The organism is Azospirillum sp. A29 (genome assembly GCF_042604625.1).
Classification (GTDB): Bacteria; Pseudomonadota; Alphaproteobacteria; order Azospirillales; family Azospirillaceae; genus Azospirillum; species Azospirillum palustre.
The window spans coordinates 734,459-749,254 of the sequence record NZ_CP170467.1; the positions used below are offsets into that span (position 1 = coordinate 734,459).

At 66.5% G+C, this 14,796-nt stretch carries 11 protein-coding genes and 1 pseudogene; 5 read left to right on the plus strand and 7 right to left on the minus strand.

Annotated elements, in window-relative coordinates; translation table 11 throughout:
- Positions 1-7 precede the first annotated feature (7 nt).
- The 7 genes and pseudogenes from ABNQ38_RS31485 to ABNQ38_RS31515 all read right to left on the minus strand — a co-directional run bounded on the left by ABNQ38_RS31485 (position 8) and on the right by ABNQ38_RS31515 (position 9,188).
- Positions 8-1,345: an MFS transporter gene (locus tag ABNQ38_RS31485; RefSeq protein ID WP_377810227.1), complete on the minus strand. Its 1,338-nt coding sequence runs from the start codon at positions 1,343-1,345 to the stop codon at positions 8-10.
- Between the two features lie 132 nt (positions 1,346-1,477).
- Positions 1,478-4,531 carry an FAD-binding and (Fe-S)-binding domain-containing protein gene (locus ABNQ38_RS31490; RefSeq protein WP_377810228.1) on the minus strand — a complete coding sequence of 1,018 codons (3,054 nt, stop codon included), beginning with the start codon at positions 4,529-4,531 and terminating at the stop codon, positions 1,478-1,480.
- Between the two features lie 121 nt (positions 4,532-4,652).
- Complete coding sequence (locus ABNQ38_RS31495) at positions 4,653-5,684, minus strand: NAD(P)-dependent oxidoreductase (RefSeq protein WP_377810229.1); 1,032 nt, start codon at positions 5,682-5,684, stop codon at positions 4,653-4,655.
- 41 nt (positions 5,685-5,725) lie between these two features.
- Positions 5,726-6,403 (minus strand): RraA family protein, encoded by a 678-nt coding sequence (locus tag ABNQ38_RS31500; protein WP_377810230.1) that lies wholly within the window; start codon positions 6,401-6,403, stop codon positions 5,726-5,728.
- A gap of 408 nt (positions 6,404-6,811) precedes the next feature.
- Positions 6,812-7,157 (minus strand): annotated as a pseudogene (locus ABNQ38_RS31505) (transposase); the annotation flags it as partial.
- A 287-nt stretch (positions 7,158-7,444) separates the two neighbouring features.
- Positions 7,445-8,201 (minus strand): IS5 family transposase gene (locus tag ABNQ38_RS31510; protein WP_377810231.1). Its coding sequence is split into 2 segments (ribosomal slippage): positions 7,445-7,868 and positions 7,867-8,201, totalling 759 coding nucleotides; the frame shifts between segments, so codons are not numbered across the junction.
- A gap of 87 nt (positions 8,202-8,288) precedes the next feature.
- Positions 8,289-9,188, minus strand: a complete 900-nt coding sequence (locus tag ABNQ38_RS31515; protein ID WP_377810232.1) for a LysR substrate-binding domain-containing protein — start codon at positions 9,186-9,188, stop codon at positions 8,289-8,291.
- A 103-nt stretch (positions 9,189-9,291) separates the two neighbouring features.
- Between ABNQ38_RS31515 and ABNQ38_RS31520 the strand changes: the two genes are divergently transcribed.
- The 5 genes from ABNQ38_RS31520 (at position 9,292) to ABNQ38_RS31540 (ending at position 14,664) form a co-directional block, all read left to right on the plus strand.
- A complete protein-coding gene (locus tag ABNQ38_RS31520) occupies positions 9,292-10,479 on the plus strand; it encodes a trans-sulfuration enzyme family protein (RefSeq protein ID WP_377810233.1) in 1,188 nt (395 codons plus the stop codon).
- A gap of 70 nt (positions 10,480-10,549) precedes the next feature.
- On the plus strand, positions 10,550-11,605 hold the full coding sequence (locus ABNQ38_RS31525) for an amino acid ABC transporter substrate-binding protein (RefSeq protein ID WP_377810234.1): 1,056 nt from the start codon (positions 10,550-10,552) through the stop codon (positions 11,603-11,605).
- 37 nt (positions 11,606-11,642) lie between these two features.
- Positions 11,643-12,788 carry an amino acid ABC transporter permease gene (locus ABNQ38_RS31530; RefSeq protein ID WP_377810235.1) on the plus strand — a complete coding sequence of 382 codons (1,146 nt, stop codon included), beginning with the start codon at positions 11,643-11,645 and terminating at the stop codon, positions 12,786-12,788.
- A 26-nt stretch (positions 12,789-12,814) separates the two neighbouring features.
- Positions 12,815-13,906, plus strand: a complete 1,092-nt coding sequence (locus ABNQ38_RS31535) for an amino acid ABC transporter permease (RefSeq protein ID WP_377810236.1) — start codon at positions 12,815-12,817, stop codon at positions 13,904-13,906.
- Positions 13,906-14,664, plus strand: a complete 759-nt coding sequence (locus ABNQ38_RS31540; RefSeq protein WP_377810237.1) for an amino acid ABC transporter ATP-binding protein — start codon at positions 13,906-13,908, stop codon at positions 14,662-14,664. Before ABNQ38_RS31535 ends, ABNQ38_RS31540 begins: the two co-directional genes overlap by 1 nt.
- Positions 14,665-14,796: the final 132 nt, after the last annotated feature.

The window sequence follows — 14,796 nt, forward strand, 5'->3', positions numbered from 1 at the left end:
CCGACGCCTATTCGGCCGCTGTGGGGGTGCCGCCGATGGTACGCGTCTTTCGGGCGCCCATCACCACCACGATCAGGGCGCCGGTCATCGCCAGGAGGGCGATGGGCAGCAGGGCCGCGCCAAAGCTGCCGGTCGTGTCCTGGATCGCCCCCACCAGAGACACCATCCCACCGCCGACGAGGTTGGACACCGCGTTGATGCCCGCGATGCCGGCGGCGGCTGTCGTGGGCGACAGCGTGGTCGAGGTGAAGGCCCAGAACGGCCCCTTGAAGGAGGAATAGCTCGCCAGCACGCAGCTCAGCAGCACCACCGTCAGCGCCAGCGAATCACGTGCGAAGAACACACCGATGACCCCGGCAGAAATGACCATCAGAGGCAATGCCGTGTGCCACCGCCGTTCCCCCGTGCGGTCGGAGTGCATGCCCCAGAACATCATGAGCGCCGCGGCGATGCCGTAGGGGATCGAATTGACCAACCCGGTCTGGAAGTTGGTCAGGCCGAAGCTCTTGATGAGCTGGGGCTGCCAGACCGACAGGCTGGAACTCGCCGCCGAGCTGGCGGAGCACGCAATGGCCAAGCCCCAGACGTAGGGGTTGCGGGCAAGCTGGGCAAGCGAGAGGTGACCGACGGTGCGCGTGGTTGCCCGCTCGGCATCGAGCGTCCGGGTCAGCCAGCCTTGCTGATCCGCCGACAGCCAGTGCGCATCATTGGGTCGATCCTTGAGGACGAGCAGGCAGGCGATGCCGAGCAGCACCGTCGGAGTGCCTTCCGCGACGAAAACCCATTGCCAGCCGTGCAGCCCCAGCACTCCGTCCGCCTGCAGCAGGCCGGCCGAGACCGGCGAGCCGATGAAGCTCGCGAGCGGGACGGACATCGAGAAGGCGGCGACGATCCGGGCGCGGTAGCGGGCCGGGAACCAATAAGTCGCGAACAGGACGATGCCGGGGAAGAAGCCCGCCTCGGCGACGCCCAAAAGGAAACGCAGGACGTAGAAGGAGAGAGGTCCCTGCGTCAGGGCCATCAGGACGCACATGGCGCCCCAGGAGATCATGATGCGGGCGATCCAGCGCCGGGCGCCATAACGCTGCAGCATCAAATTGCTGGGCACCTCGAACAGGAAGTAGCCGATGAAGAACAGGCTGCCACCGAGGCCGTACGCGAACGCGGAAAGGCCAAGTTGCGGCCGCATCTGCAGCGAGGCCACACCGATGTTCGAGCGATCGAGCAGATTGAAGAAATAGCAGAGCATCAGGAAGGGCACGAGGCGAATAATCACCTTCCGCATCGTTGCCCGTTCCAGGCCGTCTTGCCCGGCGTGGTCGCTTTGCATTGCGCGTTCCTCCATGGCGTTTTCGGTATCCTTCGCCGTCCGGCACCCAACAGCTCGTCCATTTGGACGTGCAGGCGGAGGCGGCGTTGTCAGCAAACTGAAATAGCGCTGCGAAACTCTGATGAGCCGGACCCTGACAGGACCCGCTCAGCGTTCTGAACCGAGGTGGCGCAGCAGAGCTTGCACGGGGTGCGGCAGTCGAACGCCGCTGATCAGCATCGCCTGCGAGCGGCAGGAATAGCCGGTCGCCAGCAATTGTCCGGTTGGGCCAGCGTCGGCGACGTGCTTCGCCCAGCTCTGGTCGTAGATCCGCTCGGAAATCGAGCGGTGCTCCGCCTCGTGTCCATAGGTGCCGGCCATGCCGCAGCACCCGGACGGCAGGATGCGCAGGTCAAGGCCGCAATGCGAGAACGCCGCCTTCCATGCCGGCAGACTGGCGGCCGCCGTCGTACGCTCCGTGCAGTGCGGAAGGAGCTGGTATTTGATGGGCTCGGCCACCCGCGGCAGGGCGTCAACGTGCTGGGCAAGCCACTCCTGGACGAGCAGCACGCCGGGCCGTTCACTCGGGTCCAGGACGCCCGCGTATTCCGCGCGGTAGGTCAGCGTCATCGAGGGATCGAGGCCGACCAAGGTTGCCCCCGTGCCGGACAAGGTCCGCAGCATGGCCGCGTTGGCGCGGGCAACGCGTTCGAACCGGCCGAGGAAGCCATGGACATGCAACGGCTTGCCGTTCGGACGGAAGGGCGCCAGCCACGGGCGGAAGCCGAGCGCGGCGACGAGGTCGAGCAGGTCGAGGACGAGGCGGGTCTCATAAGCGCTGGTGAAGGCATCCTGCACGACAACCACGCTGCGCGCCCGATCCGGTTCGTCGAGAGCCCGCAGGGCGGCCGGCGTCGCCACCTGCACACCGCGGGATGCCAGTTCGCGCCGCAGATCCAGCCCGGACAGCTTCGGCGTCGCCGCGAGCCCGAGCGCCCGCAGCCCGGCCCGGCCCATGGCGCTGCCCACCACGGCGTTGTAGAGCTGAGGCATCCGCATCAGCAGCGGTGTCAGATGCTCGATCGAGCCGACGACATGGTCCCGGAGCGGGCGCAGATAGCGGCCGTGATAAAGCTCAAGGAACTTGGCGCGGGTGGCCGGGATGTCCACCTTGATCGGGCATTGGCCGACGCAGGATTTGCAGGCGAGACAGCCATCCATGGCGTCCTTGACCGCATGGGAGAAGTCCGGTGCGCCGCGGCGGCGCGCCAGTGTGTTGCGCAGCCGTTCGGGAAACGACCGCCAGCTTGGCTCCCGACGCAGCCGGCGCGCTTCCGCCGCCGGATCGACACCGAGGACCGCCAACTGCCGGAGCCATTCCCGCATCAGCGAGGCGCGGCCCTTCGGCGAATGCCGGCGGTCGCGCGTCGCCTTGTAGGACGGGCACATCGCGTCATCCGGGTCCCAGTTGAAGCAGGCCCCGTTGCCATTGCAATGCATGGACTCGTCGTACGCAGCGCGCACATCGGGCGGGATCTCGCGGTCATAGGCGCCGCGCAAGGGCACACCGTCGATGGTCAGCAGCTCGCCCGATCCGGGAGTGGCGATCTTGCCCGGATTGAGCTGGTTGCGCGGATCGAACGCGGCCTTGATCTCCTGCAGCGCGGGGTAGAGCGGGCCGAAGAAGCGCGGCGAGAACTCCGAGCGCACGCCCTTGCCGTGCTCGCCCCAGAGCAGGCCGTTGTACTTGCGCGTGAGGTGCACGACCTCCTCGGTCACCTCGCGGATCAACGCCTGCTGCGTCGGATCCTTTAAATCGATGGCGGGCCGGACGTGCAGGACGCCGGCATCGACATGACCGAACATGCCGTAGTCCAGATGGCGGGCGTCGAGAGCGGCGCGGAACTCCGCGATGTAGTCGGCCAGACTCTCCGGCGGCACTGCCGTATCCTCCACGAAGGGGACCGGCCGCTTGTCGCCCTGCATTTTGCCGAGGAGCCCGACCGCCTTCTTGCGCATCGCCCAGATCGCGGTCACGTCCCGCTCGCCCCGGGCAACCGTAAAACCGCGCCGGCCCCCAGACTGCCCCCCAGACTGGCCATCATCCGCCAACGTGGCGATCAAGCGCTCCAGCGCGGCCTCGACCTCGTCCGCGGTGTCGCCCACGAACTCGATCAGGTTCACGCCACTGGCCCGCTGCCCGTCGTCATCGGGAAAGAAGACCCGCACACTGTCCCAGATGATGTCGTCCTGGGCGAGCCCGAGGACCTTGGAGTCCACCGTCTCGATCGATGCCGGCTTGAAGCCGATCAGCGTCTGCGCATCGCGCAGCGCCGCGTCGAAGCTGCCGTAGCGCAGGTTGACGAGGGCGGCGTGGCGCGGGATCGGCAACACATTGAGCTTGGCTTCGGCGAGGAGAGCGAGCGTGCCCTCGGAGCCGCACAGCACCGAGTTCAGGTGGAAGCGCCCGCGCTCGTCCCGGATGTGCGCCAGGTCGTAGCCGGTCAGGCATCGGTTGAGCTGCGGGAAATGCCGCGCGATGAGCTCGGCCTGCTCGCGCTGGATGGAATCCACCGCCCGATGCACCGCGCCGACGCGGTCCGGGCGGCGCTGGACCAGAGCCAGGTCCGCGGGCTCCAGGGCGCGCGAGGTCCAGACCGTGCCGTCGAGGAGCACGGTCGTCAGCTCAAGCACATGGTCACGGGTCTTTCCGTAGAGGCACGAGCCCTGGCCGCAGGCGTCGGTGCTGACCATGCCGCCGATGGTTGCCCGATTTGACGTGGACAGCTCGGGCGCGAAAAACAGGCCATACGGTTCCAGCGCAGCGTTCAGCTGGTCCTTGACCACGCCCGCCTGCACACGGACCCAGCGTTCGGCCACGTTGATTTCCAGCACTGCATTCATGTGCCGCGAGACGTCCACGACCAGCCCATCCGTGAGCGATTGGCCGTTCGTCCCCGTGCCGCCGCCCCTCGGCGCGATCCGCAAGTCCGCGAAGCGCGGCTCCGCCGCGACGCGGGCGATGCGGACAAGGTCCTCGGTGCTCCGCGGAAAGGCGGCCGCCTGTGGCGTGACCTGATAGACGGAGTTGTCCGTCGCCAGCACGGTGCGCGCGGCATGGTCCGGCGACAGATCGCCCTCGAAGCCGTGCACCCGGAGTTCGGTCAGGAACTCCAGATACAGCGGCACCGGGTCGGAGGTGTGCGAGAGGCGGGGCAACATTGGACGGTTCTCGCCTGGGCTACAGCATCGTGCGTTCACTATGAAACGCACGATGCTGTAGGCTTCTGTTTCACGATCGGATTCACGCTTCAAATCGATCCCGATTTTTACGCGATCCGATCTAGGCGGCGTGGCCGATGGCGAGCGGAGTCTTCTCGCCCAGGGTGACAATGGCGCCCTTCAAAGCGGGCTCGCGGCCGGCCAGCACCTGGATGATGCAGTCGGCGGCGCCGGCGGCCATTCCCAGGGCCCCGCGCGGGGTGTTGGCCGCGATGTGCGGCGTCGCGATGACCCTGGGGTGCCGCCGCAACGCACTCTCCTGCGGCAACGGCTCCGTCTCGAACACGTCGATGCCGACGCCGGCGATGTGACCCGAGTCCAAGGCCGCCACCAACGCCGCCTCGTTCACGATGCCGCCGCGGGCGGCGTTGACCAGCAGCGCGCCCTTCGGCAGCCGGGCGAGTTCCGCCGCGCCGATCATGCCACGGGTCTCTGCGCTCAACGGGCAGTGAAGCGACAGGACGTCGGAGCGGGCCAGAAGATCCGTGAGCGCCCCGACGCGCTCGCCCGGCCCCGGCAGGCCATCGCCCGGCAGGTAGGGATCGTAGGCAAGGACCGGCATGCCGAAGGCCTCGGCGTAGCGCGCAACCTTGGAGCCGATCGCGCCGTAGCCGACGATGCCGATGGTCCGCCCCTCGGCGTCGCGCGTGTGGCGCGAGGTCTTCTCCCAAAGCCCTCCCGCCATGCCCGCGCCGATCGATGGCAGATCTTTCAGCACGGCCAGCAGCAGCGCCCAGCTGTGCTCCGCGACCGCGCGGGAGTTGGCGCCGGCCGCCCGGGTGACGGTCACGCCACGTGCCTTGGCGGCCGCGACGTCGATCCCGTCGATGCCGGCGCCATGACGGGCGACGACGCGCAGATCCGGCCCCGCGGCATCAAGGACGGCACCGTTGATGTGGCCCTGGCGATGCAGCAGCGCGACCGGCCGGTGCTCCCTCACAGCGTCGAGAAGCTCGCTCTCGGACGGATAGGCGGAGGTGGTCATCACGGCATAACCGGCCTGCTGCAGCATGGCGACGGCTTCGGGCGCGAGCGCCGCGGCGCTGACCAGAACGGTGGGCCGGCCCTCGCGGCCGGTCGGGAAAGCGTTCATGACGGATGTCCTTTCAAGGAAGGGGTGAGCCGGATGGGAGCCTATTCCACCCCTTCGCAATTCAGCCTGCGCAGGGCTTCATCCACCCATGCCGCGCTGTGCGTGCCCGCCTGGATGTTCGCGATCTGACGCTGCTCCGCCTCATACTTCGCTGTCGCCGCCGCGAAGACGGGGTCGACGACGTCGTACGGCACGCAGAGTACGCCGTCGTCATCGCCAAGAATCAAATCGCCCGGTGCGATGACCATGCCATCGATGGCGACCGGCACATTGACCTCTCCCGGGCCGTTCTTGTAGGGGCCGCGATGGGTGACGCCGGCTGCGAAAACCGGAACCCCCTGGCTCCGGATGTATGCGGCGTCGCGAATGGCGCCGTTGATGATCACGCCGGCCACGCCGCGCCTGACCATCTGCATCAGCATCATCTCTCCCATAAGCGCGTTGGTCAGCTCGCCTCCCGCGTCCACGACGATGACATCGCCCGGCTGGGCCATGGCAATGGCCTTGTGCATCATCAGATTGTCGCCTGGGGGGGTCTTCACGGTCAGCGCCGGGCCGGCCAAGCCACCACCGGCGTGCATTGGGCGCAACCGCGCTCCGCCGGCCACCATGCGTGCCATGCTGTCACTGACGTTGGCGACCGGCAGCTGGGCGAACCGCTCCACCACCTCGCGGCTGACGGCGCGCTGACGCGACAGAACACGGAATCCTGACGGCATTGTGTTTCCTCCCCTGGGCCGGGCGCGGTGTGGGCCGCTGCAGCTCAGCAGACGAGCGCCCCACGGTTTAGATTTTTGCAACGCCGTTCTATTATCAGCCTCCGGGGAAACGTGGCAAGCCAAATCGTCAGCCGACTGAACTTTTGCAACGCCGTTCTATTGCTGTTACAACAGGTCTCTGCGAGGGCTGTCCGTCTCCAGGCATCGAATGCCGCGATGGGCCGACGACCGAGCCGCGGGATGAGAGAAGGGAGATGAATGACTGTCCAGCCTGATGCTGGTCAGGTGGAATGCGGCGGCTTGTGAATGCCCGCCAAGCGGCTCTGCTGCAAAGTTCGCCGGCAGGCCGCGGGATGATGATTACGGGCTTCACCGCCGACGCTATGCGTCCTGGAGTTCGAGCTGCTGGCTGATGACCGTCGGCTTCTCCCACTCCTTCAGACCGTTCAGCGCCTTGGACAGGAAGAGCTTGGCGGCGGCTCGGACAGGTAGGCCCACTTGCCACCGACCTTCACGTAGGTCTCGTCGACCCGCCAACTGGTCGACCGTGGGCAGCGCCACTGCCAGCGAAGCCGCTTCCCGATCTCCGGCGCTTACTTCTGCACCCGGCGGTAGATCGCTGAATGATCGACCGTGACGCCGCGCTCGGCCATCATCTGCTCGAGATCATGGTCGCTGTGCCGTATCGGCAGTACCAGCGCACCGCCCAGAGCACGATCTCACCCTCGAAGTGGCGTCCCTTGAAGTCCGACACGGCTTGGCTCCATCCAACCTCCAGCCATTTCGACGCGTGCCGGCCGACTTTGCAACAGAGCCGCAGCGAGTGCCCGCTGAAGCCGATGGCGCGCGTGTCCGCTTCGCCGGTACGCCGTTCCACCAGATCCGGCACACTGCCGCCATGACCGTTCCTCACCCTTCACCACCAGAGTTGGCCAACAATGGGCGCCGCTTGGCGGCGCTGCTCGACGCGCGGGTCGTCGACGTCCTAACGCAGCACCCCGTACCTGCCATCACCGCCGCTGTCCGGGCTAGGGTCCGGACTCATAACCAGTATGCGACGGTTGCGGCGATTTGGACGGCGGCCATAAAGTTTGTGGCGGACCGGTCGTAACGGGTGGCGATGCGCCGGAAATCCTTGAGGCGTCCGAACATGCGCTCGATGACGTTGCGGTTCCGGTAGAGGTAGGGAGAGAAGCAGTTTTTCCAGCGCTTGTTGGCGCGTGGCGGGATGTTGGGCGCGGCTCCCGCCTCTTCGATCTTCCGGCGAACAGCGGCACTGTCGTAGCCCTTGTCGCCCTGCAGGAGATCGGTGGCGGGCATCCGGTCGAGCAGACGGTCGGCGGCGGTGCAGTCGGCAACCTGACCGCCGGTCAACAGGAAGGCGAGCGGCCGACCGCGCGGATCGCTCAGGGCGTGGATTTTGGTGGTTCGTCCGCCTCGGGACCGTCCGATGGCCTGGGCGCGCTCCCCCTTTGCCGCCGCTCGCCGAACGATGGGCGCGGACCGCCGTGGAGTCGATCATCACCTGGGCCGGTGGTCCACCTGCCGCTGCCAACGCATGGAAGATGTCCTCCCACACCCCCTTGGCCGCCCAGCGGACGAACCGGTTGTAAAGGGTCTTGCGGGGGCCGTAGACCGGCGGAGCATCCACCCAGTGCCCGCCCGACTTCAGCACATGGACAATCCCGCTGATCACACGGCGATCATCCACGCGCGGCTTGCCTCGGGTGTCGCGCGGAAGGTGCGGTTCAAGCCGCCCAAACTGCTCCGCCGTCAACCAGAACTGACCGTCGCTCATCACAAAGCCTCTCTCCAGGACTTTGAATCACAACGACTCTTTGCGTAAAAGGCCCTTTATGGGGCCGGACCCTAAGCCTATTGAAGATCAATCGATTGCGCCCGCTCCGGCAGATGAAAATGCCATTAGCTCTTTGATGCAGTCGGCGACAATGCGAGACGGGCGGCGGTTTGGCGGCAGCAGGAGCAGGGTGCGGGATCGGATAACCGGTTCGAATGCGCAGGCGACCAAACCCCGGCCGAGATAGGGTTCTGTGGTCAACGGACTGACCAGGCCGCAGCCGATTCCGGCCTGCACCATGGCGCAGACCGTCGTCGAATAGGGTGTTTCCAGCACGATCTTCGGCATCACGCCGTGGGTGGCCAGCACCCCATCCAGCCGGCGACGCGCGGTGTCCTCCGGCGCGAGGGCGATAAAGGGCGTGCCGTGAAGATCGGCAGGATGCAGAACCTTGCGCTCCGCCAGCGGGTGATCGGCGGGAACCGCGATCACCAGGCGCTGCTCCATGAACAGCGTCGCATCCACTCCCGTCACGTCGATCTCGTCGGCCGCCAGCCCAACATCGAACTGGCCGGAGGCAATCAGGTCCTTCACCACCGACGACATGCGTGCCTGGACGGTGATCGACACATTGGGATGATGCAGTTGGAAAGCCCGCAATGCTTTCGGAAGAATGGTGGTGCTGATCGCCGACTGGCAGGCGACCCGGATTTCGCCCGAGCCGAAATCGCGGATGCGGGCGGCAGCGGCGCGCAGGTGGATCAGACCGGCAAAGGACGACGACACCTCCTGGAAGAACAGCCGCGCCTCCTCCGTCGCGATCAGGCGCCCCTTGGCACGGTGGAACAGCGGAAAGCCGATTTCCCGCTCCAACTCCTGGATCGTCTTGCTGATGGCGGGCTGCGAAATGCGCAGCACCTCGGCAGCGCGCGACGCGGTGCCGTTGGTCATGACGGCGTGGAACACCTCGACCTGCCGCAGATTCATGGCGAACTCCCTATAACCTGGGAGAATAAACTACCTGAAAATGGATATTGGACGAAATAGGGCGGGTAGCGTCAAATCGGGGGCGTCAGTCAAAGGACGCCCCATGAAAGATCTCACCCAATGCGTGGTGAATCCCTCGGTTGCCACCGAAGGATTCGACAGCCTCAGCGTGCCCGTTCATCGTGGATCGACAATCGTGTTCGCCAATGCCGAAGGCTACGCGACACGCGGCGACCGCGGGCACACCGGCTATACCTATGGCCTTTACGGCACCCCAACGACCCGGACGCTGGAAGCCAAGCTGACGGCACTCGAAAATGGCGCCTGGACCTTCCTTCTGCCGTCGGGGCAGGCGGCCAACAGCTTCGCCGTTCTGCCCTTCCTGCAGGCCGGCGACAGGATGTTGATCGCCGACACCTCCTATCCGCCGGTGCGCGACTTCGCCAACCGCGATCTGGTCAAATTCGGCATCGATGTCGACTATTACGACCCGACCTCCGTCGCCGACCTTGAACGGCGGATCGACGGACGCACCAAGGTCGTCTGGTGCGAATCCCCCGGCTCCACCACCATGGAGGTTCAAGACCTGCCGGCCATTGCCGCGGTTGCGCATCGCCACGGCGCCCTGGTCGGCTGCGACAACACCTGGGCCACCCCGCTGAACTTCAAGCCTCTGGACCATGGCGCCGATCTGGTGACCGAAGCGCTGACGAAGTACGTCGGCGGCCATTCTGATCTGCTGATGGGGTCTCTCACCGTGCGGGACGAGTCCCTGATCGCGCCGATCCGCAGCGCCCTCGGCCGCTACGGGATCGGCGTGTCGCCTGACGACGCCTCTCTGGTGCTGCGGGGGATGGAGACGCTGGGCGTGCGGATGCGTCAGGCGTCCGACGGGGCGATGGCGCTGGTCGAACGTCTGGCGGGTCATCCGCTGGTGGAAGAGGTGCTGTATCCGGCATTTGCCGGCTCTCCCGGCCATGCGGTTTGGAAGCGCGATTTCCTCGGAGCCAGCGGCGTCTTCAGCGTCGTGTTTACGCCCGCGGCGACGCCGCATGTCTCGCCGGCCCTCGACGTGCTGCGCACCTTCGCCATCGGCGCCTCCTGGGGCGGAACCCGCAGTCTGATGGCACCGATGCCAGTCAAGCGCAATCGCACCGCCCGCCCCTGGACCGGAGAGGACCTGATCCTGCGCATCAGCGTCGGGCTGGAGGACCCGTCCGACCTCCAGGACGACCTCACCGCCTTCCTCGACGACATCGCTGCACGGACGAGCAAGGCCGAGGCCGCCTGACGGCGGCGGACACGCACTGCCGACAATGGCGGGCGAACAACAAGCAAGACGACGAACAGGGGTTTCCCGCATGACCGAACAGACATCCGGCTGGCGCCGCGCCGCCCGCCTCGCCATCGCCACAACCGTGGCAGTCCTGACGCTTGGCTCGGCGACCACGCTTCCGGCAATGGCCGGCCCCACTCTCGACGCCGTGAAAGCCCGTGGCAAGGTGATCTGCGCCGCCAGTTCCGGCACCATCGGCTTCAGCGCGCCGGACGACAAGGGTTATTGGCGCGGGCTGGACGTCGAGACTTGCCGCGCCGTGGCGGTTGCGGTGTTCAACGACAAGGACAAGGCCGAATTCGTACCGCTCAGCGGCCAGCAGCGCATTCCGGCCCTGCAGAGCGGCGAGATCGACATTCTGCCCCGCACCCTGACCTGGACGATCCAGCGCGACGGCAACGGCATCAACTTCACCACGCCCAACTATTACGAGTTCACCGGCTTCCTGATGCCGAAAAGCCTCGGTGTCACCAAGGTTCAGGACATGAAGGGCGCGTCGGTGTGCGTGCAGACGGGCTCGACCACCGAAGTGGTGGTGAACGATGTGTCCCGCGAGCATCAGCTCCAGCTGACGACCGTGGTCTTCGACAGCGTGTCGGCGCTGCGCCAAGCCTTCTTCTCTGGCCGCTGCGACGCGCTGATCACCGACGCGGCGGCACTCGCCTCCATCCGTGCCACCCAGGCGAAGAACCCAGGCGACTACATCATCTTCCCGGCCACCCCCTATATGGATGCGCTGACCCCGGCGGTGCGACACGGCGACGACCAATGGATGGACATCGTCAACTGGTCGTTCCAAGCATTGACCGCGGCGGAGATGTTCGGCATCACCCAGGCCAACATCGACCAGAAGCTCAGTTCCAGCGATCCCCGCATCCGCCGCTTCCTTGGGCTGGAGCCCGGCAATGGAACGGGGCTCGGGCTGGACGACAAGTTTGCTTACAACATCGTCAAGCAGCTCGGGAACTATGGTGAGGTTTTCGACCGGAATCTCGGTGCCGGCAGCCCGCTGAAGATCGACCGCGGCTACAACCGCCTGTTCCGCGACGGCGGGCTGATGTTCCCGCTCGCCTTCCAGTAAATCCTGCGCATCCACACAGCATCCAGGAGATCGGCCTATGCTCGCCGCCCTCTGGGACAGCCCACGCCTCCGGGCTTGGGTCGGTCAGGCACTTCTTCTTTTCCTCTTCATCGGGACCCTGGTCTGGCTCGCCGGCAACACGGTCGAGAATCTGGCTGTCCGCAGCATCCGGGTCGGCTTCGATTTCCTCGCCCGGCCGGCCAACTTTCCGATTTCGGAAAGCGTGATCCCCTACAGCCCTACGGACAGCTTCGCCTGGGCCTATGTAGTCGGGATCGGCAACACCCTGATGATCTCGGCTCTCGCCATCCTGTTCGCAACCCTGTTCGGTCTGTTCATCGGGCTGGCGCGGCGGGCGGCCCACCCGATGCTGTCGGGGGTGGCGGGGGTCTTCGTCACGGTAATCCGCAACACGCCGCTGATCGTGCAGCTGCTGTTCTGGTACGCGCTCGCCACCACGGCGCTGCCGGCGCCGCGCAACGCCCTGCACCCCCTGCCCGGCATTTATCTGTCACAGCGCGGTCTCTTTCTGCCGGGCATCGAGTGGAGCGGCAACGGCTGGGCCTTTGCGGTGGGAATGCCGGCCATTCTCGCCATTGCGGCCTTGGCGGCTCGACGGCAGCGCCGGCAGGGTCGGCAAAACCGAACGGCGCGCGCCCTGCCCGCCGGCGGTGCTGCGGCCGCCATCCTGCTCCTGGCTTGGACGACCAGCCTCGGCGCGGCGGTGAGCCTGCCGGAGTTGCGCGGCTTCAACTTCACCGGCGGGATGCGGCTGTCGCCGGAATTCGCGGCGTTGATGGTTGGGTTGGTGCTCTACACCTCCGTCTTCATCGGCGAGATCATCCGCGGCGGCATCGACGCCGTCGGCCGCGGTCAGTGGGAGGCCGGGCGGGCGCTCGGCCTCAGCGAGCGGCAGACCCTCATGCGGATCGTCATGCCCCAGGCATTGCGGGTCATCATTCCACCGCTGACCACGCAGTATCTCTCGACGGTCAAGAACTCCACCCTGGCGCTCGCCGTCGGCTTTCCAGAGCTGGGGCTGGTGATCGGCACCGTCATCAACCAGACCGGCCAAGCGCTGGAAAGCATCGGCATCCTGCTCGCCGTCTACCTGACCATCGGTAGCGCGGTGTCGCTGCTGATGAACTGGTGCAACGCCAGAACCGCCCTGGTCACGCGATGAGCCGGCCGATGGGAGAGTCCCAGATCATGACCATGACGACGACTGCCATCCCCGCCGCGGCACCGGACGGCCCACCGAGACGCCGCCGCACCCCCATCCTGCAGATCCTGTTCGGCGACCTGATCGCAGCGGGCCTGACCGTACTCACCGGCGCCCTCGTCCTGTCGCTACTGCCGGCGCTGCGTTGGGGCGTGCTGGACGCCGTGTGGAGCACGGCCGATCCCGGCCGCTGCGGCGCCGGCGGCGCCTGCTGGGCCTTCGTCGCCGCCAAGATCCGCTTCATCCTGTTCGGCGTCTACCCCGCGGACGAACAATGGCGCCCGCTGGCGGTGATCGGGCTGGTGCTGGCCATGGTGCTGGTGTCGCTGCCGCCGCGGCACTGGGGGCGCCGCCTGCTGGCGGCCTGGGGCGTGGCAGTCGGCGCGATGCTGGCGCTGATGTGGGGCGGCTTCGCGGGCCTGCCTTTCATCTCCACCGCCAATTGGGGCGGCCTGCCGGTGACGCTGCTGCTGGCGATCCTGTCCCTCGGGTTGGGTTTCCCGTTCGCCGTCACGCTGGCGCTCGGCCGCCGCTCCAAGGTGCCGGTCCCGCGTTTCCTGTCGGTGCTGGTAATCGAGACGACCCGCGGCATGCCGCTGGTCGGGCTACTCTTCATCTCCTCGATCATGATGCCGCTGCTGCTGCCGGCGGGCTGGTCAGTCGACAAGCTGGGCCGCACCCTGGCTGCCCTGACCATCTTCGCCGCCGCCTATCTGGCGGAGGTAATCCGCGGCGGCCTGCAGGGTGTCCCCGATGGGCAGATGGAGGCGGCCCGCGCGCTGGGCATCCCGGTGTGGAAGGCGGTGTGGCACGTCGCATTGCCGCAGGCGATTCAGAAGGTCATCCCGCCGCTGACCAACACCGCTATCGTGATGGTCAAGAACACCAGCCTCGTGCTGATCGTCGGCGTCTTCGACATGCTGAGCGCCGGGCGCACCGCCGCCTCTGACCCCGTCTGGCCGGCCCCCTATGCCGAAGGCTACCTATTCGTGGGGGCCGTCTATTTCCTCATCTGCTTCGCTATCTCGCTCTATGCCCGCTGGCTGGAAGGCCGCGTCCAGGAAAAGGACATCCGCTGATGACCACCCCCGCAACTGCCGCCGCAAGCCCTGCCATCCTGATCGAAGCGGTCGACAAATGGTACGGCACCTTTCAGGTTCTCAACCAGGTGAGCCTGACGGTGACGGCGGGAGAACGCATCGTCGTCTGCGGCCCGTCGGGGTCCGGCAAATCGACGCTGATCCGCTGCATCAACCGCCTGGAGGAGCATCAGGCCGGCCGCATCGCCGTCAATGGGGTGGAGCTGACCGACAGCGTGCGCAATATCGACGCGGTCCGCCGCGAGGTGGGCATGGTGTTCCAGCACTTCAACTTGTTCCCCCATCTGTCGATTCTCGACAACTGCGCGCTGCCGCAGATGCTGGCGCGCGGAACGCCCCGCCGGGAGGCCGAAGGCCGGGCGATGCATCTGTTGCGGCGCGTCCGCATTGCCGAGCAGGCAGCGAAATTCCCTGGCCAGCTCTCCGGCGGGCAGCAGCAGCGGGTGGCTATCGCCCGCGCCCTGTGCATGGAACCGCAAGTGATGCTGTTCGACGAGCCGACGTCGGCGCTCGATCCGGAGATGGTGAAGGAGGTGTTGGAGACCATGGTGTCCCTGGCCGAGGACGGCATGACCATGATCGTGGTGACGCATGAGATGGGCTTCGCCCGCCGGGTCGCCGACCGGGTGGTCTTCATGGACGGCGGCCGGATTGTGGAGTGCGCGGCACCCGATGAGTTCTTCGATGCACCGCATCACGAACGGACGCGCAACTTCCTGCACCAGATCCTTCATTGATGAGTGAATATGCAAATTGCCCCGCCACCGCCGGACAGCCTGACTGAATGGGGCGGCGCGTATCCGAGAAAAACGGCGTGAACCCCCCGGACCTGCAGGGCCGCAGGTCCAACGGGCACATAAATCCACGGC

Bases quoted from the DNA above. Each gene is read 5' to 3' on its own strand.
- ABNQ38_RS31485 (WP_377810227.1), bottom strand. From the start codon at position 1,345: ATGGAGGAACGCGCAATGCAAAGCGACCACGCCGGGCAAGACGGCCTG.
- ABNQ38_RS31490 (WP_377810228.1), bottom strand. From the start codon at position 4,531: ATGTTGCCCCGCCTCTCGCACACCTCCGACCCGGTGCCGCTGTATCTG.
- ABNQ38_RS31495 (WP_377810229.1), bottom strand. From the start codon at position 5,684: ATGAACGCTTTCCCGACCGGCCGCGAGGGCCGGCCCACCGTTCTGGTC.
- ABNQ38_RS31500 (WP_377810230.1), bottom strand. From the start codon at position 6,403: ATGCCGTCAGGATTCCGTGTTCTGTCGCGTCAGCGCGCCGTCAGCCGC.
- ABNQ38_RS31515 (WP_377810232.1), bottom strand. From the start codon at position 9,188: ATGAATCTGCGGCAGGTCGAGGTGTTCCACGCCGTCATGACCAACGGC.
- ABNQ38_RS31520 (WP_377810233.1), top strand. From the start codon at position 9,292: ATGAAAGATCTCACCCAATGCGTGGTGAATCCCTCGGTTGCCACCGAA.
- ABNQ38_RS31525 (WP_377810234.1), top strand. From the start codon at position 10,550: ATGACCGAACAGACATCCGGCTGGCGCCGCGCCGCCCGCCTCGCCATC.
- ABNQ38_RS31530 (WP_377810235.1), top strand. From the start codon at position 11,643: ATGCTCGCCGCCCTCTGGGACAGCCCACGCCTCCGGGCTTGGGTCGGT.
- ABNQ38_RS31535 (WP_377810236.1), top strand. From the start codon at position 12,815: ATGACCATGACGACGACTGCCATCCCCGCCGCGGCACCGGACGGCCCA.
- ABNQ38_RS31540 (WP_377810237.1), top strand. From the start codon at position 13,906: ATGACCACCCCCGCAACTGCCGCCGCAAGCCCTGCCATCCTGATCGAA.